At 72.2% G+C, this 21,420-nt stretch carries 18 protein-coding genes; 9 read left to right on the forward strand and 9 right to left on the reverse strand.

Annotated features, from left to right (window positions below):
* Positions 1-489, forward strand: a 489-nt coding sequence (locus CCN44_RS08690; RefSeq protein WP_462509648.1) for a COX15/CtaA family protein, incomplete at its 5' end; no start/stop codon positions are given.
* A gap of 1 nt (position 490) precedes the next feature.
* Here CCN44_RS08690 and CCN44_RS08695 read toward each other — a convergent pair.
* The 4 genes from CCN44_RS08695 to CCN44_RS08710 form a co-directional block, all read right to left on the reverse strand.
* Positions 491-1,231 (reverse strand): hypothetical protein, encoded by a 741-nt coding sequence (locus CCN44_RS08695; RefSeq protein WP_059248679.1) that lies wholly within the window; start codon positions 1,229-1,231, stop codon positions 491-493.
* 70 nt (positions 1,232-1,301) lie between these two features.
* Complete coding sequence (locus CCN44_RS08700) at positions 1,302-2,408, reverse strand: amidohydrolase family protein (RefSeq protein ID WP_059248680.1); 1,107 nt, start codon at positions 2,406-2,408, stop codon at positions 1,302-1,304.
* A 149-nt stretch (positions 2,409-2,557) separates the two neighbouring features.
* Positions 2,558-2,878: a hypothetical protein gene (locus tag CCN44_RS08705; protein WP_086697278.1), complete on the reverse strand. Its 321-nt coding sequence runs from the start codon at positions 2,876-2,878 to the stop codon at positions 2,558-2,560.
* A gap of 69 nt (positions 2,879-2,947) precedes the next feature.
* Positions 2,948-3,916 carry a heme o synthase gene (locus tag CCN44_RS08710; protein ID WP_272935314.1) on the reverse strand — a complete coding sequence of 323 codons (969 nt, stop codon included), beginning with the start codon at positions 3,914-3,916 and terminating at the stop codon, positions 2,948-2,950.
* Positions 3,917-4,280: 364 nt separating this feature from the next.
* Between CCN44_RS08710 and tkt the strand changes: the two genes are divergently transcribed.
* The 5 genes from tkt to pgl are packed head-to-tail and all read left to right on the forward strand — an operon-like array spanning position 4,281 to position 10,966.
* Complete coding sequence (gene tkt, locus CCN44_RS08720) at positions 4,281-6,368, forward strand: transketolase (protein ID WP_086697280.1); 2,088 nt, start codon at positions 4,281-4,283, stop codon at positions 6,366-6,368.
* Between the two features lie 33 nt (positions 6,369-6,401).
* Positions 6,402-7,520 (forward strand): transaldolase, encoded by a 1,119-nt coding sequence (tal, locus tag CCN44_RS08725; protein WP_059248684.1) that lies wholly within the window; start codon positions 6,402-6,404, stop codon positions 7,518-7,520.
* 1 nt (position 7,521) lies between these two features.
* A complete protein-coding gene (gene zwf / locus CCN44_RS08730; protein WP_059248685.1) occupies positions 7,522-9,060 on the forward strand; it encodes a glucose-6-phosphate dehydrogenase in 1,539 nt (512 codons plus the stop codon).
* Positions 9,057-10,187: a glucose-6-phosphate dehydrogenase assembly protein OpcA gene (gene opcA, locus CCN44_RS08735; protein ID WP_059248686.1), complete on the forward strand. Its 1,131-nt coding sequence runs from the start codon at positions 9,057-9,059 to the stop codon at positions 10,185-10,187. The genes zwf and opcA overlap by 4 nt, the downstream gene beginning before the upstream one ends.
* Positions 10,184-10,966: a 6-phosphogluconolactonase gene (pgl, locus tag CCN44_RS08740; protein WP_059248687.1), complete on the forward strand. Its 783-nt coding sequence runs from the start codon at positions 10,184-10,186 to the stop codon at positions 10,964-10,966. The genes opcA and pgl overlap by 4 nt, the downstream gene beginning before the upstream one ends.
* A gap of 39 nt (positions 10,967-11,005) precedes the next feature.
* Here pgl and CCN44_RS08745 read toward each other — a convergent pair whose 3' ends face one another.
* The 5 genes from CCN44_RS08745 to CCN44_RS08765 all read right to left on the reverse strand — a co-directional run bounded on the left by CCN44_RS08745 (position 11,006) and on the right by CCN44_RS08765 (position 17,606).
* Entirely contained in the window at positions 11,006-11,845 is an 840-nt protein-coding gene (locus tag CCN44_RS08745) for a carbohydrate ABC transporter permease (protein ID WP_059248688.1), read from the reverse strand.
* A 10-nt stretch (positions 11,846-11,855) separates the two neighbouring features.
* Positions 11,856-13,211: a carbohydrate ABC transporter permease gene (locus tag CCN44_RS08750; protein WP_086697281.1), complete on the reverse strand. Its 1,356-nt coding sequence runs from the start codon at positions 13,209-13,211 to the stop codon at positions 11,856-11,858.
* A gap of 13 nt (positions 13,212-13,224) precedes the next feature.
* Positions 13,225-14,550, reverse strand: a complete 1,326-nt coding sequence (locus CCN44_RS08755; RefSeq protein WP_059248690.1) for an ABC transporter substrate-binding protein — start codon at positions 14,548-14,550, stop codon at positions 13,225-13,227.
* Between the two features lie 38 nt (positions 14,551-14,588).
* The gene (locus CCN44_RS08760) at positions 14,589-16,199 is read right to left on the reverse strand and encodes a glycoside hydrolase family 13 protein (protein WP_208639736.1); all 1,611 of its coding nucleotides are present in this window, start codon (positions 16,197-16,199) and stop codon (positions 14,589-14,591) included.
* Positions 16,200-16,334: 135 nt separating this feature from the next.
* A complete protein-coding gene (locus tag CCN44_RS08765) occupies positions 16,335-17,606 on the reverse strand; it encodes an ABC transporter substrate-binding protein (protein ID WP_059248691.1) in 1,272 nt (423 codons plus the stop codon).
* A 123-nt stretch (positions 17,607-17,729) separates the two neighbouring features.
* On the opposite strand from CCN44_RS08765, the gene CCN44_RS08770 reads away from it, so the two are divergent.
* The 3 genes from CCN44_RS08770 to CCN44_RS08780 are packed head-to-tail and all read left to right on the forward strand — an operon-like array spanning position 17,730 to position 21,284.
* A complete protein-coding gene (locus CCN44_RS08770) occupies positions 17,730-18,236 on the forward strand; it encodes a PadR family transcriptional regulator (protein ID WP_086697282.1) in 507 nt (168 codons plus the stop codon).
* Entirely contained in the window at positions 18,233-18,982 is a 750-nt protein-coding gene (locus CCN44_RS08775) for an ABC transporter ATP-binding protein (protein WP_086697283.1), read from the forward strand. The genes CCN44_RS08770 and CCN44_RS08775 overlap by 4 nt, the downstream gene beginning before the upstream one ends.
* A gap of 19 nt (positions 18,983-19,001) precedes the next feature.
* Positions 19,002-21,284 carry an ABC transporter permease gene (locus CCN44_RS08780; protein WP_059254898.1) on the forward strand — a complete coding sequence of 761 codons (2,283 nt, stop codon included), beginning with the start codon at positions 19,002-19,004 and terminating at the stop codon, positions 21,282-21,284.
* Positions 21,285-21,420 lie beyond the last annotated feature (136 nt).

Below are 21,420 nucleotides of genomic sequence, written 5' to 3' on the forward strand. Positions count from 1 at the left end.
GACGCGGCGCCGCGTCCGCTGGTCGGCAAGGCGGTGCAGCAGCTGGTGTGGTTCCTGGTGGCCGCGTCCGTGCTGCTCATCGCGGTCGGCACGGTGGTGACCGGGGCCGGGCCGCACGCCGGTGACTCCAGCGAGGTCGAGCGCATCCCGATCGACTGGGAGACGGTCTCCAAGGCGCACGCGGTGCTCGCCTGGATCGTCGTGACGCTGACGTTCGCCCTGTGGTTCGTCCTGAAGGCGGTCGACGCCCCGAGGGGCCCGCTGGCGCGGACGCGGGAGCTGTTCCTGATCCTGCTCGCCCAGGGCGTGATCGGCTACGTGCAGTACTTCACCCACCTGCCGGAGGCCCTGGTGGCCGCCCACATGCTCGGCTCCACGGTGATGTGGATCTGGGTGCTGCGGGTGCTGCTGTCGCTGCGCGAGCGCCCGGAGAGCGGCCTCGGCCTGCCGGACCCCTCGGCCGAGGTGCCGGTCGGCACACGCGCCTGACTCACCCGTACGCGGCGACCAGCGCGTCGATCGCAGGGCCCAGGTAGGCACGGGTCAGCTCGGCCCGGCGGACGATCCAGCTCTCCCGGGCCGGAGCGGGATCCCCGTAACGCCGTCGCGTGATGTCCTCCACGACCTCGCCGGGTGCGCCGAGTGCGGGCAGTTCGGTCAGGGCGTCCCGCTTGGAGACCAGGCGGCCGTCGCGGAGGGTCACGGTGGCCCGGGCGAAGGTGAGCAGCCCGAGGTCGACCCAGACGTCCTGCCGCCACAGCCGGGCCTTGTCCACCGCCGGACGCCAGAAGTCGCGCTGGTCGCGGACGACGAAGCCGGCCAGCTGCCGGTCCGGCACCGGCGGGAGCAGCGCGGCCGGCGCCTCCCCGTGCAGCACGCGCCCGAAGGCGTGCAGCTCGCGCCGGGTGACGGGGGTGAGGGGGCGGCGCAGCAGCCCCTCGTGCGCCCAGGTGAGGTGCGCGCGCTCGGGGTCGGCCAGCGTGTCCGGGGTCGGATAGCCGCAGTGGAGCTTGCGGGCGAGCGGCGTGGCGGCGCGCAGCCGGTGGTGCAGGGTCGCCACCCGCCAGGCATGCCGCGGGCCGAGCGGCCCGGGCAGTACGGCGATGAGGTCCAGGTCGCTGCGCCCCTCCTGGTAGTCGCCGCCGGCCAGGGAGCCGTGGGCCCAGAGGGCGAGGGGGCGTAAGGGCGCGAGGCCGCGCCGGAAGGCGTCGAGCAGCGTGTCGGTCCGCATCGCCCCAGTCTCGCAGCACCCCGTACGTCTCCCAGGGCCTGTCGGGTCGGCATGGTCCGAAGGACAGGCCCTAGCCGAGTCCGTACACCCGTCGCGCGTTGTCCGCCGCGATCAGCCGGGCGACCCGCTGGGCGTCCGCCAGGGACCAGGCGCCCTCGGCGACCCAGGCGCCCAGCACGCGGCCGAGGGCCTCGCGGAAGAGGCGGGCGCCGACGACGTGCAGCTCGGGCAGGCCCTGCGCGCCGGTGGAGAAGAGGATCTTGCCGAAGGGGGCCAGTTCCAGGATCTCGGCGAGGACCGCGGCCGCCCGGGCGCCGGTGCGCACGAGCGCGGCGCCCGAGTCGGCGTAGACGTGCGGGAAGACCGCGGCCAGGTGGGCGGCGTGGCGGTGGTACGGGTAGCCGTGCAGCAGGATCAGGTCCGTGCCGAGGCCGGCGGTGGCCCGGACGAAGTCCGTCAGGAGCACCGGGTCCGTGCGGTCGACGCGCGCGCCGGGCTCGCCGAGGCCGGTGTGCAGTTGCAGGGGCAGACCCGAGGCGACCGCGATCCACAGCAGGTGGCGCAGCAGCACGGCGTCCGTGAGCGCGCCGCCGGCCCGCCGCCCGGCCAGCCAGCGGCCCGCCGCGCCCCGCACCTCGCCGGGGCCCGGCGGCTCGGGGGCGAGGGCCAGTCCGTGGCGCAGGCCCGCGACGGACGTGAAGGCGACGGCGGTCGCCGCGGCCCCGTGCACCGACTCGGCGAGGTTGGCCAGGAAGGACTCGACGGTGCCGGAGGTGTCGGCGACCTGCTCGGCGAGCTGTTCCAGCCGGACGATCTCGTGCGCCTCGGCGTCGCCCGCCGAGGCCAGTTCGGCGGGGCCGGTGAGGTCGCCGGGCACGCCGGTGTCGACGAGGTAGGTGGTGATGCCGCTGCCCCGCAGCAGCCGGCGGCCGGACTCCAGGACGCCCAGTTCCCGGCGCCGGGCCAGATAGCGGGCGGGCGGGCAGTGCGGTTCGAGGCCGAGCAGGGGTGGGCACCAGCGGCGTACGGCGAAGCCGGTCTGGGTGTCGAAGAGGGTCGTGCCGGGGGCGGGCGGGCCCTCGGTCCGTGCCAGCTGGGCCTCGAAGGTGCCGAGGCCCAGCTCCGTGCGGAGCACCCCGTGGCAGTACTGGTCCACGAGGGACGGCGTGTCGATCATTCCGGCTCCCCGTAGGACGTGGCGTTACACGTCCTAACGGGTGAACGGGGTGTGAGGTCGCGGTTCAGCGCGGGGCCGCGGGCTCTTCGGCGGCCGACGGTCCGTCGTGGCTGCTCGCGCCGTTCCCCGCGCCCCTGCGGGCCCGCTGTTCAGCCGCCGACCTGAATGCCGGCCATCCGCTTCCACTCGTACGTCCCCGTCGTCACCTTCGCCGCGAACTCGCCGTCGAAGGACTCGTGGACCGTGATGCCGGCCTTCTCGACGGCCTTCTCGGCGATCTCCTTGGTGGGGGCCACCAGGTCGCCCCAGCCGCCGTCCTCGCCGACGAGGACGATGCGGGCGCCGCGTTCGCCGATGTAGGCCACCTGGCCCTCCGCGCCGCCGTGCGCCTTCGCGAAGGCGCTGATCCGGTGGGCGAGCCGGGACACCTTGCGCTCGGCCCGTGCGTCAACCTGCTGCGTGTCTGCCATGGCCAGGATGCTACCGACGAGTAGATCGGCTGGCGAGGCCAGGGCGCTGTGACGTACGCCCGGCGTGCCTCAGCGCAGGAACGGGTCGACCGCGACCGCCACGAACAGCAGGGACACATAGGTGATGGACCAGTGGAAGAGCCGCATCTCCTTGAGCTTCGCGCCCGTGACCTCGGCCTTGGCGCGGTTCTGCAGGGCGTGCGCCTCCCACAGCCACCAGCCGCCCGCGGCCAGCGCGACGGCCGTGTAGAACCAGCCGGTGTAGCCGAGCGGGGTGAGCAGCAGGGAGACGGCGACCATCACCCAGCTGTAGAGGACGATCTGCTTGGCGACGACCTTGTTGGACGCGATGACCGGCAGCATCGGCACGCCCACGCGCGCGTAGTCCTCCTTGACCTTCATGGACAGCGGCCAGTAGTGCGGCGGCGTCCAGAAGAAGATCACCATGAAGAGGACGACCGGCGCCCAGGAGAGCGAGTTCGTCACGGCCGACCAGCCGATCAGCACCGGCATGCAGCCCGCGATGCCGCCCCACACGATGTTCTGCGCCGTACGCCGCTTGAGGATCATCGTGTAGACGACGACGTAGAAGAGGAGCGCTCCGAGTGACAGCCAGGCGCTCAGCCAGTTGACGGTGAGGCCGAACAGCAGCGTCGAGACGACCGCCAGGGTGATGCCGAAGACCAGGCACTCGCGCGGGCTGACCATGCCCGTCACCAGGGGGCGCTGCGAGGTGCGGTCCATCAGGGCGTCGATGTCCCGGTCGATGTACATGTTCAGCGCGTTGGCGCCGCCCGCCGAGAGGTAGCCGCCGACACAGGTCAGCAGCACCAGCTTCAGGTCGGGCACGCCCTGCTGCGCCAGGAACATCACCGGAACGGTGGTGATGAGCAGCAGCTCGATGATCCGCGGCTTGGTCAGCGCCACGAACGCCTTGACACGGGCCCCGAACGGCCGGTGACTCGGGCTCTGGCTCGTCCCGATAACCCCCGCAGGACGGGATTCAACGGCCGTCACGCACACCCCTGACAGAGACATCCCAGCAAGCCCTCCCCGTGTGGAGTCCCGGTAAAGGCTCGCGCGTACCACGCCACTTTAGACGTTGCCCATACCCCGGCCTTCGCGGGGGTGGGGTCGTGTTGGCGCACTCCCCATAAGAGGGGACCGGGCACTCGATTGAGCGCTCAGATGACCGGCTCCGTATTCATGTGCCCAATGCCGTCTCGGCCAGTCGGGAGGCGGATCGCACGGACTCCCGGCAGTCTGGAAACACTCGAAAAAACGCACGTCCTCACGGGGGTAGGCTCGACAGCGGCCGGTGGGCGACAAGCACGCCGGCGGCCGGGTGGGCGCATGCCCCGACGACCGGCGACCGACATGTGGAGAGGAGCCCTGACCCAGGGTGAGCACCAAGCCGACCACCACAGACCTCGAGTGGACCGAGCTGGACCAGCGGGCCGTGGACACCGCCCGCGTCCTGGCCGCAGACGCCGTACAGAAGGTCGGCAACGGCCATCCCGGTACGGCGATGAGCCTGGCCCCCGCCGCCTACACCCTCTTCCAGAAGGTGATGCGGCACGACCCGGCCGACCCGGAGTGGGTCGGCCGCGACCGCTTCGTGCTGTCCGCCGGCCACTCGTCCCTGACCCTCTACACCCAGCTGTACCTGGCCGGCTTCGGCCTGGAGCTGGACGATCTGAAGGCGTTCCGCACGTGGGGGTCGAAGACCCCGGGCCACCCGGAGTACGGGCACACCAAGGGTGTCGAGACCACCACGGGCCCGCTGGGCCAGGGTGTGGCCAACGCGGTGGGCATGGCGATGGCCGCCCGCTACGAGCGCGGTCTGTTCGACCCGGAGGCCCCGGCCGGCGAGTCCCCCTTCGACCACTTCGTCTACTGCATCGCCGGTGACGGCTGCCTCCAGGAGGGCATCTCCGCCGAGGCGTCCTCGCTGGCCGGGCACCAGAAGCTGGGCAACCTGATCCTGCTGTGGGACGACAACCACATCTCGATCGAGGGCGACACCGAGACGGCCGTCTCCGAGGACACCGTCAAGCGGTACGAGGCCTACGGCTGGCACGTGCAGCGCGTGGAGGCCAAGGACAACGGCGACCTGGACCCGGCGGCGATCTTCGCCGCGATCCAGGAGGCCAAGCGGGTCACGGACAAGCCGTCCTTCATCGCGATGCGCTCGATCATCGCCTGGCCGGCCCCGAACGCGCAGAACACCGAGGCCGCGCACGGCTCGGCCCTGGGCGACGAGGAGGTCGCGGCCACCAAGCGCGTCCTCGGCTTCGACCCGGAGCAGAGCTTCGAGGTCGCCGACGAGGTCATCGCCCACACCCGCAAGGCGCTGGAGCGGGGTGCCGAGGCGAAGGCCGAGTGGGAGAAGTCCCTCCAGGTGTGGCGGGACAGCAACCCGGAGCGGGCCGCGGAGTTCGACCGGATCAGCAAGGGCGAGCTGCCCACCGGCTGGGAGGAGAAGCTCCCGGTCTTCGAGCCCGGCAAGGCCGTCGCGACGCGTGCCGCGTCCGGCAAGGTGCTGCAGGCGCTCGGCGCGGTGATCCCCGAGCTGTGGGGCGGCTCCGCCGACCTGGCCGGGTCGAACAACACCACCATCGACAAGGACAGCTCGTTCCTGCCCGAGGGCAACCCGCTGCCGGAGGCCAACCCGTACGGCCGCACCATCCACTTCGGCATCCGTGAGCACTCCATGGGCGCCGAGATGAACGGCATCGCCCTGCACGGCAACACCCGTATCTACGGCGGCACCTTCCTCGTCTTCTCCGACTACATGCGCAACGCGGTGCGTCTGTCGGCCCTCATGCACCTGCCGGTGACGTACGTGTGGACGCACGACTCCATCGGCCTCGGCGAGGACGGCCCCACCCACCAGCCGGTCGAGCACCTGGCCTCGCTGCGCGCGATCCCCGGGCTGAACATCGTGCGTCCGGCGGACGCCAACGAGACCGCGATCGCCTGGCGCGAGATCCTGAGGCGCTGGACCAAGGAGTTCGGCAAGGGCCAGCCGCACGGCCTCGCGCTCACCCGCCAGGGCGTGCCGACGTACGAGCCGAACGAGGACGCGGCCAAGGGCGGCTACGTGCTGTTCGAGGCCGAGGGCGGCGAGCCGCAGGTGATCCTGATCGCCACCGGTTCCGAGGTGCACGTCGCCGTCGAGGCGCGCGAGCGGCTCCAGGCCGAGGGCGTCCCGACGCGGGTCGTGTCGATGCCGTCCGTGGAGTGGTTCGAGCAGCAGGACCAGGGGTACCGGGACTCCGTGCTGCCGCCGTCGGTCAAGGCCCGGGTCGCCGTGGAGGCGGGCATCGGCCTGACCTGGCACAAGTACGTGGGGGACGCCGGTCGCATCGTTTCCCTGGAGCACTTCGGCGCGTCCGCCGACGGCAAGGTGCTCTTCCGGGAGTTCGGCTTCACCGCGGAGAACGTGGCCGCGAAGGCGCGGGAATCCCTCGCCGACGCCCAGCGCTGACGCTCACATACGACACGTAGGAGATGTAATTCCATGACAGACGCACTCAAGCGCCTCTCCGAGGAAGGCGTCGCGATCTGGCTGGACGACCTGTCGCGCAAGCGGATCACGTCCGGCAACCTCGCCGAGCTGATCGACCAGCAGCACGTCGTGGGCGTCACCACCAACCCGACGATCTTCCAGAAGGCGATCTCCCAGGGCGACGGCTACGACCAGCAGCTGTCGGACCTCGCCGCCCGCAAGGTCACCGTCGAAGAAGCCATCCGCATGATCACCACGGCGGACGTCCGCGACGCCGCCGACATCCTGCGCCCGGTCTTCGACGCCACGAACGGCCAGGACGGCCGGGTCTCCATCGAGGTCGACCCGCGCCTCGCGCACAACACCAAGGCGACCGTCGCCGAGGCCAAGCAGCTGGCCTGGCTGGTCGACCGCCCCAACACCCTGATCAAGATCCCGGCCACCCAGGCGGGTCTGCCGGCGATCGCCGAGACGATCGGCCTCGGCATCAGCGTCAACGTCACGCTGATCTTCTCGCTGGAGCGCTACCGCGCGGTCATGGACGCGTACCTCACCGGCCTGGAGAAGGCCAAGGAGCGCGGCCTCGACCTGTCGAAGATCCACTCCGTGGCGTCCTTCTTCGTGTCCCGCGTGGACACCGAGATCGACAAGCGGCTGGACGGCATCGGCACCGACGAGGCGAAGGCGCTGCGCGGCAAGGCCGCCGTCGCCAACGCGCGCCTGGCCTACCAGGCGTACGAGGAGGTCTTCTCCTCGGACCGCTGGCAGGCGCTGGAGAACGCGGGCGCCAACAAGCAGCGTCCGCTGTGGGCGTCGACCGGCGTGAAGGATCCGGCGTACCCGGACACGCTGTACGTCACCGAGCTGGTCGCCCCGAACACGGTCAACACCATGCCGGAGGCCACGCTGGAGGCCACCGACGACCACGGTGAGATCACCGGCGACACCATCGCCGGCACCTACGAGCAGGCGCGCGCCGACCTCGACGCACTGGAGCGGCTCGGCATCTCGTACGACGACGTCGTGCAGGTGCTGGAGGACGAGGGCGTCGAGAAGTTCGAGGCGTCCTGGAACGACCTGCTGAAGTCGACCCAGGCGGAGCTTGAGCGCCTCGCCCCTTCGGAGGGCTGAGTTGTCACCCGTTTCCGGTTCCGGAGCGAACCCGCTTCGTGACCCGGCCGACCGACGGCTCCCGCGGATCGCGGGGCCGTCGGGCCTGGTCATCTTCGGCGTCACGGGCGACCTGTCGCGCAAGAAGCTGATGCCCGCGGTGTACGACCTCGCCAACCGGGGTCTGCTGCCGCCGGGCTTCTCGCTGGTGGGCTTCGCCCGCCGCGACTGGGAGCACGAGGACTTCGCCGAGGTCGTCCACGACGCGGTGAAGGAGCACTCGCGCACGCCGTTCCGCGAGGAGGTCTGGCAGCAGCTCATCCAGGGGATGCGCTTCGTCCAGGGCACCTTCGACGACGACGAGGCGTTCGAGCGGCTGCGCGCCACCATCGAGGAGCTGGACAAGGCACAGGGCACGGGCGGCAACTTCGCCTTCTACCTGTCGGTGCCGCCGCGCTCCTTCCCGGTGGTCATCCAGCAGCTGAAGAAGCACGGTCTGGCCGACCAGACCGGCGGTTCCTGGCGGCGCGCGGTCATCGAGAAGCCGTTCGGCCACGACCTGAAGTCGGCGGAGCAGCTGAACAAGGTCGTGCACGAGGTGTTCGAGCCGGAGCAGGTGTTCCGGATCGACCACTACCTCGGCAAGGAGACCGTCCAGAACATCCTGGCGCTGCGCTTCGCCAACACGATGTTCGAGCCGATCTGGAACCGGTCCTTCGTGGACCACGTGCAGATCACGATGGCCGAGGACATCGGCATCGGCGGCCGGGCCGGCTACTACGACGGCATCGGCGCCGCCCGCGACGTCATCCAGAACCACCTGCTCCAGCTGCTGGCGCTGACCGCGATGGAGGAGCCCGCCTCCTTCGACGCGGACGCGCTGGCCGCGGAGAAGGAGAAGGTGCTGGGCGCCGTCCGGCTGCCGAAGGACCTGGGCGCCAACACCGTGCGCGGGCAGTACGCCGCGGGCTGGCAGGGCGGCGAGAAGGTCATCGGCTATCTCGAAGAGGAGGGCATCGACCCGAAGTCGAAGACCGACACCTACGCCGCGGTCAAGCTGGAGATCGACAACCGCCGCTGGGCGGGCGTCCCCTTCTATCTGCGCACCGGCAAGCGCCTCGGCCGCCGGGTGACGGAGATCGCGGTCGTCTTCCAGCGGGCCCCGCACTCCCCGTTCGACACCACGGCGACGGAGGAGCTGGGCCAGAACGCGATCGTCATCCGCGTCCAGCCGGACGAGGGCGTCACGGTCCGCTTCGGCTCCAAGGTGCCGGGCACCTCGATGGAGATCCGGGACGTGTCCATGGACTTCGCCTACGGCGAGTCGTTCACGGAGTCGAGCCCGGAGGCGTACGAGCGGCTGATCCTGGACGTGCTGCTGGGCGACGCCAACCTCTTCCCGCGCACGGAGGAGGTCGAGCTGTCCTGGAAGATCCTCGACCCGATCGAGGAGTACTGGGACCAGCACGGCAGGCCCGCGCAGTACAAGTCGGGCACCTGGGGTCCCGTGGAGGCCGACGAGATGCTCGCACGAGACGGACGGAGCTGGCGCCGGCCATGAAGATAGACCTGACCGACACCACCGCCGGAGCGATCAACAAGGCGCTCGTGCAGGGCCGCCGCGCCATCGGCACCCCCGCCGTGGGCATGGTCCTGACCCTCGTCATCGTCACCGACGAGGAGAACGCCTACGACTCCCTGAAGGCCGCCAACGACGCCTCGCGCGAGCACCCCTCGCGCACGCTGGTGGTCGTCAAGCGGGTCTCCCGCTCCCCGCGCGACCGTACGACCTCGCGTCTGGACGCCGAGGTGCGGGTGGGCGCGGACGCCGGCACCGGCGAGACGGTCATCCTGCGGCTGTACGGCGAGGCGGTCGGCCACGCCGACTCGGTGGTCCTGCCGCTGCTGCTGCCGGACGCCCCGGTCGTGGTGTGGTGGCCGGTGAACGCCCCGCTCGACCCGGCGAAGGACCCGCTGGGCGCGCTCGCCCAGCGCCGGGTCACCGACACCTACGCCGCCGAGCAGCCGGTGCGGGAGCTGTCCGCCCGCGCCGCCGCGTACACGCCCGGCGACACGGACCTGTCCTGGACCCGGATCACGCCGTGGCGCTCGATGCTGGCGGCGGCCCTGGACCAGGTCACCTGCGAGGTGAAGGCCGTCGAGGTGGAGGGCGAGGAGTTCAACCCGAGCTGTGAGCTGCTGGCGATGTGGCTCGCGGACCGGCTGGACGTGCCCGTGAAGCGTTCGCTGTCGTCCGGTCCCGGGCTGACGGCGGTCCGTATGGACACCAGTCAGGGCCCGATCGTGCTGGACCGGGCGGACGGCTCGCTGGCCACACTGTCCATCGAGGGCCAGCCGGCCCGCGCGGTGGCGCTGAAGCGACGGGACACCGCCGAGCTGATCGCGGAGGAACTGCGCCGGCTGGACCCGGACGACACCTACGCGTCGGCGCTGCGCTTCGGCGTGGAGCGGCTGAACACGGTTCCGCGGCAGGCGTCCGAGGCCCCGGCCGGGGCGGCGGGCACGGAGTCCGCGGACGGGCCGGCCGGCGACCCGGAACCGGCGGAGTCCGCGGCCGAGCCGGTCGCGGAGCCGGAACCGGTCGAGGAGGCCGCGAAGGCCCCCGCGAAGAAGGCGGCGGCCAAGACCGCGAAGAAGGCTCCGGCGAGGAAGGCGGCGGCGAAGTGAGCACTCCGCAGCTGGTCGTCCACCACGACAAGGAGCTGATGGCGCAGGCCGCCGCGGCCCGCCTGATCACGAAGATCGTGGACGCGCAGGCCTCCCGGGGCACCGCGTCCGTGGTCCTCACGGGCGGCCGCAACGGCAACGGCCTGCTGGCCGCGCTGGCACAGGCTCCCGCCCGGGACGCCATCGACTGGGGCCGCCTCGACCTGTGGTGGGGCGACGAGCGCTACCTCCCCGAGGGCGACCCCGAGCGCAACGTCACGCAGGCCCGCGCGGCCCTGCTGGACTCGGTGCCGCTGGACCCGGAGCGCGTGCACGCCATGCCCGCCTCCGACGGCCCGTACGGCACGGACGTCGAGGCGGCGGCCGAGGCGTACGCGGCGGAGCTGGCGAAGGCGGCCGGCCCGGAGAACCACGGCTCGGTGCCCACCTTCGACGTCCTGATGCTGGGCGTCGGCCCGGACACCCATGTGGCCTCGCTCTTCCCGGAGCTGCCGGCCGTTCGGGAGACCGAGCGCACGGTGGTCGGCGTGCACGGTGCCCCCAAGCCGCCGCCCACCCGGATCTCCCTCACCCTGCCCGCGATCCGCGCGGCCCGCGAGGTCTGGCTCCTCGCGGCCGGCGAGGACAAGGCGGAGGCCGCGGCCATCGCCCTGTCGGGCGCGGGCGAGATCCAGGCCCCGGCGGCGGGCGCGTACGGCCGCTCCCGCACCCTGTGGCTGCTGGACTCGGCGGCGGCGTCCCAGCTGCCGCGGTCGCTGTATCCGCCGGCGTCGGCGTGACACCGCGGTGACGGCGGGGACCTCGGTCCCCGCCGTCGCTCATTTCACCGATCCCGCCATCACGCCCTGCACGAAGTGCCGCTGGAAGGCGAAGAACACCACCACCGGCACGATCAGGGACAGGAACGCACCCGGGGCGAGGACGTCGATGTTGCTGCCGAACTGGCGGATCTGGGACTGGAGTTCCACGGTGAGCGGCTGGGCGGAGCTGTCCGCGAACAGCAGGGCGACCAGCATGTCGTTCCAGACCCACAGGAACTGGAAGATGGCGAGCGAGGCGATCGCGGGGCGGCCCACCGGCAGGACGAGGCGGGTGAAGATGCGCCACTCGCTGCCGCCGTCCATCCGGGCCGCCTCCAGCATCTCCTTCGGCATCTCCGCGAAGTAGTTGCGGAGCAGGAAGACGGCGAAGGGGAGGCCGTAGGCGACGTGGAAGAGGACGACGCCGGGGATCGTGCCGAACAGGCCCAGTGCGCCGAAGAGTTTGGCCACGGGCAGCAGACCGATCTGCACCGGCACCACCAACAGGGCCACCACCAGCAGGAACAGGGGCTCCCGGAGCGGGAAGTCCAGCCAGGCGAAGGCGTATCCGGCGAGGGCCGCGATGACGACGACCAGCGTGGTGGCCGGCACCGAGATCAGCACGGTGTTCCAGAAGGCCTGGGTGATGCCCGCGTTCTCCAGCAGCGCCGCGTAGTTGTCGAAGGACAGCTGGCCGGGGCTGGCCAGCGCCGTCCACCAGCCGCCCTGCGCGGTGTCCTGGGCGGAGCGCAGGGAGGACAGGAACAGGCCCGCGAGCGGGGTCAGCCACACCAGGCCGATCACCACCAGGAAGGCCTGCACCAGGCCGCTGCCCAGGGCTCGCCTGATCGCGTTCATCGCTGACTCCTCATCGCTGACTGTTGCGGAAACGGCGGACGTTGAAGACCATCGCGGGGATCACCAGGAGCAGCAGGAGCACGCCGAGGGCGCTGCCGAGGCCCTGGTCGTTGCCGCCGCCGAAGGAGACCAGCCACATCTGGGTGGCGAGGACGGTGGCGTCCTCCTGCACCGGTCCGGGCGCGATGATGTAGACGAGGTCGAAGACCTTCATCACGTTGATCACGAGGGTCACGAAGACCACGGTGAGCACGGGTGCGAGCAGCGGCACGGTGATCCGGCGGAAGATCTGCCATTCGTTCGCGCCGTCCATCCGGGCCGCCTCCAGCGCGTCCCGGGGCAGCGTGGACAGGCCGGCGCCGATCAGGACCATCGCGAAGCCCGTCCAGATCCACAGATAGGCGCCGATGATCGCCGGGGTGACGAGGGTCGGGCCGAGCCAGGAGACGCCCTGGTACGGCGGGGCGAAGTTCGACTCCGGCAGTCGCACCGTGTACGGGCCCTTGTCCAGTCCGGTGAAGCGGAAGGAGCCGTCGGCTGCGGTCGTCGTGCTCGCGGCCGTCTTTCCGTCGCGCACCGCCTCGACCTTCATGCCGGGCAGGCCGCTCTCCTCCGGGTCGACCTTGCCCTGCTCGCCCCCGCCGCCGGGGGTGAAGTCGAGGTAGACGACACCGCGCAGCTCGTCGGGCGCGGACGTCCGGGTGGCCGCCGGGGCGGCGGGCCGGGCGTCCCGGGGGAGGTCCTTGGGCAGGACGCCGACCATCGGCAGTGTCACCGGATCGCCCGGGGAGGCGGTCGTCCGGTACGCGCCGTCCCGGTCCTGGGTGAGCAGCCCGGTGCGCCCGCGGGCCGTCGGGTAGGTCGACGTGCCCTTGAAGGCGTCGTGGACGGAGACGACGGCCGCGTTGAGCACGCCCTTGTCCGGGTCCTCGTCGTAGGCGAGCCGGAAGATGATGCCGGCGGCGAGGAAGGAGACGGCCATGGGCATGAAGAGGAGCAGCTTGAAGGCGGTCGCCCAGCGGACCTTCTCCACCAGGACGGCCAGGATGAGGCCGAGGCCGGTGAGCAGGGCGGGGGCGACGACCACCCATATGGTGGTGTTGCGGATGGCCTTCAGGGTGGCCGGGTCGCGGAACATCTCGGCGTAGTTGTCGCCGCCGACGAACCGGGTGCCGGAGGCGTCGAAGAAGCTGCGGCCGACGGAGAACAGCACCGGGTAGACGACGAGCGCGCCGAGCAGGAGCAGCGCGGGGAAGACGAAGAGCAGGGCGATCAGCCGGCCGCGCCGCCGGCCGCGGCGCGCGGGCGCCGGGCCGGCGGCGGGCCGCGGGCCCGCCTGCTGCTTCTCGACAGTGGTGGCGGTCATGGTCTGCTGCCGCTCAGTCCTGGTAGGCCTTGGCGGCGGCGGCTTCGAGCTTCGCCGCGGTGGCCTTCGGGTCCGACGGGTCGCGCAGGAAGTCCTGGAGCAGCTTCCACTCGCCGGTGCCCTTGGTGCCGCCGAAGGCCGCCGGGGCCTGGTCGGACATGTCGAAGCGGACGGAGTCGCCTGCGCCGACGAGGGACTTGGCGGTGGCGCGGGTGACGTCGTCGCCGTAGGAGGCGAGGTCGAGCTTCTTGTTCGGGGACAGGAAGCCGCCGGCCTTCGCCCAGACGGCCGCGGCCTCGGGGGTGGCCAGGTACTCCAGGAGCTTCATGCCGGCCTCGGCGTTCTTGCCGTCCTTGAGGACGACGGCCGCGTCGCCGCCGCTGACCACCGGGGCGGTGCCGCCGTCGACCGCGGGGAAGGGGAAGAAGTCCGCGTCCTTGCCGATGGTCCTGCCGTACTGGTCGTGGGCGACGCCGGCGACGAAGTCGCCCTCGTAGACCATGCCGGCCTCGGGCTCGGGGCCGAACACCTTCTCCACCGAGCCGGGGAAGTCGGTGTTCAGGGCGCCGTTCCGGCCGCCGGCGACAAGCTGCTTGTCCTTGAAGAGCTTGCCGAGGGTGGTGAGCGCCTCGACCACGGTGGGGTCGGTCCACTTGAGCTTGTGGGTGGCGAGGGCGTCGTACTTCTCGGGGCCGGCCTGGGAGAGGTAGACGTTCTCGAACCAGTCGGTGAGGGTCCAGCCGTCCTGGCCGGCGACGGCGAAGGCGGCGAGCCCGGAGTCGGAGACGGTGTGCCCGGCCTTGAGCAGGTCGTCGTACGTCTTCGGGGGCTTGACCCCGGCCTGGGCGAGGGCGTCGGGGCTGTACCAGACCGTGGACTTGTGGGCGGCCTTGAAGTAGAGGCCGTAGAGGGTGCCGTCGACGCTGCCGTACTTCTTCCACACGGGCGCGTAGTCGGCCTCGATGGTCTTCCGGGCGGTCGGTGAGAGCGGCTTGAGCCAGCCCTTCTGCGCGAACTGCTGCAGGACGCCGACCTGCGGGACCATCACGACGTCGGGCGCGTTGCCGCCCTCGATCTTGCTGCCGACGACGGTGGAGACGTTGTCGCCGGTCGACACGAACTGGGTCTTGGCGCCGGTCTTCTCGGTGAACGCGTCCAGCACCTTCTGGAAGTTCTTCTGCTCGCTGCCGGACCAGACGCCGGCCACGGTGACGGTCTGGCCGCTGAGTGCCTTGTCGCCGCCGCCCGCGGCGACGTCCGAGCCGCCGCAGGCGGTGGCGCCGAGGGCGAGCGCGAGGGCGGTGCAGCCGGTGAGCAGGGTCGTGCGTCGTCGCATCATCGTTGACGGACCTTTCGATCGGGGTGGGAGACGGGTGATCAGAGGTCGTTCAGCCACCAGGCCGCCGTGGCGCCGGGCAGGACGCCGGGCGGGCAGGGGCCGCTGGAGAGCAGGGGGGTGCCGGGGACCGGCGTGGGGGCGTTCGCCGTACCGAAGTTGACGGCGCAGACCAGGCCGTCGCCGCGGGTGAAGGCGAGGACGCCGGGCGGGCTGTCCAGCCACTCCAGCGGGCCCTCGCCCAGCTGGGGCAGGGACTTGCGCAGTTGCAGGCCGTCCCGGTACAGGTGCCAGAAGGAGCGGGTGTCGGCGAGGGCGCGGTCGGTGGCGTACTCGGCGAAGTACTCCGGCTGCGGCAGCCAGGGCTTGGCGCCCTCCGCGCCGGAGGTGAAGCCGAACGGGGAGGCCTGCCCGGACCAGGGCAGCGGGACCCGGCAGCCGTCGCGGATCCGGGCGCGGCTGCCGGTGCGCCGGAAGATCGGGTCGGTGAGGACGTCGTCGGGCAGGTCGACGACCTCGGGCAGGCCGAGTTCCTCGCCCTGGTAGATGTACGCGGCTCCGGGCAGTGCCAGCATCAGCAGCGCGGCGGCGCGGGCGCGGGCGGCGCCGAGGCCGCTGCCCTCGGTGGCGGGTTCGCCGTAGCGGGTGACGGTGCGGACCTGGTCGTGGTTGTTGAGGACCCAGGTGACCGTGGAGCCGGTGCCCGCGATGTCCTGCATGGCCTCGGCGATGACCTTGCGGAAGGCGTCGGCGTCCCAGGGGGCGCCGAGCAGGTCGAAGAAGAAGGCCTGGTGGAGTTCGTCGGGGCGGACGTACAGGGCGTGTTCGCGGGCGGTGGGGACGGAGACCTCGCCGACGAGCAGGCGTTCGCGGCCGTCCCGGTCGCCGTACTCCTCGCAGATGGCGCGCCAGCGGCGCCACACGTCGTGCACCTCGGGCTGGTTCCAGGCGAGCGGGTTGACCGAGTCGCGGGTGCGGGCGTCGGCCTCCGGGTCGTCGGAGTCGGGCAGGTCGGGGTGCTTGAACAGACCGGCGGCGACGTCGATGCGGAAGCCGTCCACGCCCCGGTCGAGCCAGAACCGCAGGGTGCGCTCGAACTCGTCGGCTATCTCGGGGTTGCGCCAGTTCCAGTCGGGCTGCTCGGGCGTGAACATGTGCAGGTACCACTGGCCGTCGGCGACTCGGGTCCAGGCCGGGCCGCCGAACATGGCGTGCCAGTTGTTGGGCGGTTCGCTGCCGTCCGGGCCGCGGCCGGCGGCGAAGTGGAAGCGGGCGCGGGCCGGGCTGCCGGGCGGGCTGTCCAGGGCCTCGCGGAACCACGGGTGCTCGCTGGAGCAGTGGTTGGGGACGATGTCGAGGAGCACCTTGATGCCGAGCCGCCGGGCCGCCGCCATCAGCTGGTCGAACTCGTCGAGGTCGCCGAAGACCGGGTCGACGTCGCGGTAGTCGGCGACGTCGTAGCCGTGGTCGTGCTGCGGCGAGGGGTAGAAGGGGCTCAGCCAGATCCCGTCGACGCCGAGCTTCTTCAGGTACGGCAGCCCGGCACGGACTCCGGCCAGATCGCCGATGCCGTCGCCGGTGCTGTCCAGGAAGCTGCGGACATACACCTGGTAGATCACGGCGTCTCGCCACCAGTGGTACTTACTCAACATGCATGCATGTTAGGTAGGCGTGTCCGAACGGTGTCAACGAAAAGAACGGGAGCTACCGGGGAGTTGGGGAGATAAATACGGACCTACCGGGACAGTCGGCAGCCAGTTGAGACGTCCGCGTTACCTAACAAGTAACTATCGACGGGCGATGGCATCGAGTTCGCGCGCCAGCCGGCGCACGACCTGCCCCGGTGTCTCGCGCCCGGTGAGCGCATCCTGCACGACCGCCTGCACGGCCAGGCTGACCTGGTCGTAGTGCGGGCTCTTGGGGCGCGGCCGGGCGGTCAGCACGGCGGTGCGCAGGGTCGGCAGATAGGGGAACCGCCGGACCAGCGCGGGGTCTTCGTACAGCTCGGCGCGCACGGGCGGCAGCGCGCCCCGCGTGAGCACCTGTCGCTGGACGGGCGCGCTGGTGAGGTAGGCGATCAGACGCGCGGCGGAGTCCGGATGCCGGGCATGGGTGGTGACCGCCAGGTTGGAGCCGCCGAGGACGCTCGTCCCCGGCCCGTCCGGGCCCGGCAGCGGCACGGCGCCGATCTTCCCGGCGACCTTCGAGCCCGGCTCCGAGGCGACGGCGTAGGCGTAGGGCCAGTTGCGCAGGAAGAGGAGCCTGCCGTCCTGGAAGGCCTGTTTGGACTCCTCCTCCTTGTACGTCAGCGCCCGCTCCGGGATCCAGCCCTCGCGGATGCCGCGGGCGAGGAAGCCGATGCCCTCCCGTGCGGCGGCCGAGTCGACGGTGACCCGGGTGCCCTCGCCGCCGAGGATGGTGCCGCCCGCCGAGTACACCGCCTCGGCCGCGTTCACGGTGAGGCCCTCGTAGGGCAGGAACTGGCCCGCGTAGCCGCCCAGTCCGTACTTCGGCGCGATGGTCTTCGCGGCGTGCTCCAGCTCGGCCCAGGTGCGCGGCGGGGGCACGCCCTCCTTGGCGAGGACGTCCTTGCGGTACAGCAGGAGTCCGGCGTTCGTGACGTACGGGACCGCGTACAGCCGTCCGTCGTACGTCGCCGTGTCCACGACCGGCGGCAGGAAGCCGGCCAGCGGGAAGCGGTCGCGGGGCAGCGGGCGGATCCAGCCGGCCGCCGCGAACTCGGAGGTCCAGTCGACGTCGATGTTCAGCACGTCGAACCGGCCCCGGTCGCCGCCGCGCAGGTCGGTCGTCATCTGCGCGTGGGTCTCGTCGGCGGAGTCCGGCAGCTCGACCAGGGTGACCCGCTCGCCGGGATGGGTGCGGTTCCAGCCCTGGAGCAGCGGGCCGAGGTAGCCGGTGAGGTCGCCGGCGGTGGCCAGGGTGAGCGGGCCGCGGCCGTCGCGGGCGGCCTCGTCGGCGCGGGCGCCGGAGGCGACGTACCCGGCCATGATCACGACGAGAACGAGCAGGCCCCTACCGGCGGTGCGTATCCACCGCATAGGTTCCTCCCTGTACACCGGCACCACGGGCACCCTCGCCCGGGGACAGAGGCCATGTATACCGGTTAGGTATGCGCGATACTAGGGCCTGGAGCACATGCGGCAGACAGGAGGACAGCACGAGTGCGCCTGCCCCTCCTGGCACTCCTGGCCCGCGGCCCGGCTCACGGCTACGAGCTGAAGCAGGACCTTGAGCAACTGCTGGGCGCCGCGTACCCTCAGCCCAACGTCGGCCAGATCTACGTCACCCTCGGCCGTCTGGAGAAGTCCGGACTGATCGAGGGCGAGGACGTCGAGCAGTCCAGCCGGCCCAACAAGAAGGTCTACCACCTCACCGAGGCCGGGCGTGAGGCGCTGCGCGACTGGTTCGAGGAGACCGAGGACGAGCCGCGGGTCCGGGACGAGTTCTTCATGAAGCTCGCCCTCGCCCCGCAGACCGGTCTCGCCGACCAGATCGCCCTCATCAACCAGCAGCGGCGCCAGTACCTCAACACCATGCGCAACCTGTCGAAACTGGCCGCGGCCGAGAGCCGGGACAACCGAATCGCCCAGCTGCTGATCGAGGGCGCCATGCTCCACCTGCAGGCCGACCTCGACTGGCTGGAGCGGTGCCAGGAGGAACTGGAATGAACGACGACACTCCGGTTCTGCGGGCCGAGGGCCTGGTCAAGACCCACCACGGCGAGGGCGCGCCCGCGCACGCCGTGCGCGGGGTCGACCTGACCTTGGCCCGGGGCGAGTTCGTGGCGATCACCGGCCCCTCCGGCGCGGGCAAGTCCACGCTGCTGCACCTGCTCGGCGGGTTGCAGCGGCCGGACGAGGGCAGCATCTGGCTCGACGGCCGGTGCACGGACTCCTTCAGCGAGGCCCGCTGGGCGGTCGAGCGCAGGAAGGCCATCGGGTTCGTCTTCCAGTTCTTCAACCTGGTGTCGAACCTGTCCGTCGCCGACAACGTCGAGCTGCCCGCGCTGCTGGCCGGCGTCCCGCCGAAGAAGGCGCGCGCCGAGCGGGAGGCGCTGCTGGCCGAGCTGGGCCTGGCGGGCAAGGAGCGCAGCATGCCGGGCGAGCTGTCCGGCGGCGAACAGCAGCGGGTCGCGCTCGCCCGGGCGCTGGTCAACCATCCGCCGCTGCTGCTCGCGGACGAGCCGGCCGGCAGCCTGGACAGCAAGGGCACCCGCGAGGTGATGCGGCTGCTGTCCCGTTTCCACGGGCGCGGCCAGACCATCGTGCTGGTCACCCACGACGCCCGGCTGGCCAGCGCCGCGGACCGGGTGATCAGCTTCTTCGACGGCCGCATAGCCGACGACGCGACCCTGGACGGCGCGCCGCCGCCCAGGAAGCCGGGGATCACGGGCGTGCTGGAGCTGAGGGACTGACGTGCTGGACCTGAGGGACGTGCGCGCCACGCTGCGCTGGGCCCACTCCGATCTGCGCACGCACCGCGGCGAGGCGCTGTTCCTGGTGCTGGCGACCGCCGGCATCGTCGCCTCGCTGCTGCTGGCCACCGCCCTCTTCGGCTACGCCACGAACCCCTGGCAGCGGACCTTCGCCGAGGCGCGCGGCGCCCATGTGTGGCTGCACACCGCCCCCTCCGCCGACGCCGGCAAGCTGGCCCGGCTCGACGGCGTCACCTCCGTCGCCGGCCCCTACCGCGCCGAGTCCGCCACCGTCGCCGCCCGCGGCACCCGCGCCTCCGTGGAGCTGCGCGGCACCCCGCGCCTGCCCGACGTCGGCCGGCCCCTGCTCACCGCCGGGCGCTGGCTGGACGCGGGCACGCCGGACGGCGTGGTGCTGGAGAGCAGCCTGGCCCGCGCCCTGCTGGCCGAGCCCGGCGACACCCTGACCCTGCCCGGCACCGCCCGCACCCTCACCGTCGAGGGCATCGCGGACAGCGCCGAACCCCCGTACCGCCCCGGCGAGCAGCCCGGACTGGTGTGGGCGCTGCCGTCGGCGGTGCGCGCCCCGGCCGGCCAGGTCATCGGGCTGCGGCTCGGCGATCCGGCCGACACGGACTACGCCGTCCAGCGCGCCGTCACCGTGCTGGGCGCCGGCGCGGTCGGCGAGGTCTCCACCTGGCAGCAGGCCCGCGCCGAGGCCCAGGGCGACACCCGGCTGCTGGGCCAGGTGCTCGGGCTGTTCGGCGTGGGCGCCCTGATCGCCGCCGGGTTCGCGGTGCACGGCGCGATCGCCACCCGCATCCGCGGGCACCTGCGCGATCTGTCGGTGCTGAAGGCGATCGGCTTCACCCCCGGCCAGGTCGTACGGATCTTCCTGCTCCAGCACCTCGCGTACGCCGTGCTCGGTGCCGTGGCCGCGGCGGCCCTCACCGAGGCACTGGGCAGCCGGGTCCCGGGACGGCTCGGGGACGCGGTGGCGGTGTGGCAGGGGCTGCCCGGGCACACCCTGGCGCTGTGCGTGGTACCGGCGGGCGCGGTGCTGTTCATCGGCCTGACCACGGGGCTCGCGGCCTGGCGGGCGGGCCGGGTGCCGCCGGTTCCGGTGCCGCGCCCGGCCGCTCCGGCGGGCGGGCGGCTGTCCGGACCGGCCCGCCGGGCGCTGGGCCTGCGGCTGCCGGCCGCGCTGGTCCTCGGCTGCCACAAGGCGTTCGCCGGGCGCGGCCGGTCCCTGGCCACCGTGGCCCGGCTGGCCCTGCCGCTGCTGCTGATCGTCGTGGCGCTCAGCGCCTGGACCACCCTCGACCGCTTCCACAGCAGTCCCGAACGGGTGGGGCTGCCGACGGCGCTCACGGTCCGCTCCGACGGTGCCCTGGACGCCTCCGGTGTACGCGCCGCGCTGACCCGCGACCCCCGGGTCGGCGCCGTCTATCCGGGCGTGGAGGTGGCCGCGCTGGTCCCCGGCCAGACCGGCACCATCGCGCTGCGCGGCGTCGGCACCCGCGCCGAGCCCTACCCCTACGCGCTCGCCGAGGGCCGCGCCGCGCGCGGACCCGACGAGGCGGTGGCCGGACAGGGCCTGCTCGATCTGCTGCACGCGCGGGTCGGCGACTGGGTACGGATGACGGTGGGCGACCGGCCGCAGATCCTGCACATCGTCGGCCGTGCCCTGGAACCGCGCAACGCCGGCCGGGTCGTGACCACCTCCCTGGACACCCTGCGCGAGAACGACCCGGAGCTGGCCCCGGCCTTCTACGAACTGCGGCTGCGCCCGGGCGCCGATCCGCAGCGGGTGGCCGCCGCGCTCGCCTCGGCCGGCCGCGGCCACCTGGAGGTGCACCCCGTGACGAACCCCGCCGACGGGCTGTCCCCACTGCGCGGTGTCGTCGCCGGGCTGATCGCCGTCCTGGCCCTCATCGGGCTGGTCGAGCTGCTCACCGCGATCGGCGGCAGCGTCCGCGAGGGCGAGCGGGACGTGCTGGCGCTCCGGGCGATCGGCATGTCCCCGCGCCAGATCACCGCGATCACCGTGACGGCGACGAGCTGTACGGCGCTGGCGGCGGTCGTCGCGGGTACGGCGCTGGGGCTGCCGCTGGCCCGCCGGCTGATCGACGCCCAGGGCGGCTCCAGCGGCATCGGTGCCGGCATCGCCCAGTCCCCCTCCCCCGGCCTGCTGCTCCTGCTGGGTACGGCCGCCGTGCTGGGCGCGGCGGCCCTGGCCACCCTGCCCGCGGCCCGCACCGCCCGCAGACGCCTGGCGGACACGCTGAGCGCGGTGGCCTGAGCGGAGGCGGTGCCGCAGCGGGCGGTGCCTCGGAGAGGTGGCGGGCCGGAGGGGCTGGGCCTCGGGAGGGTCGTACCCCGGAAGGGCCGCGCCCCAGGAGAGCCGTGCCCCGGCACAGCCATGATTCGGAAGGGCC

It is taken from the genome of Streptomyces tricolor (genome assembly GCF_002155905.1).
Classification (GTDB): Bacteria; Actinomycetota; Actinomycetes; order Streptomycetales; family Streptomycetaceae; genus Streptomyces; species Streptomyces tricolor.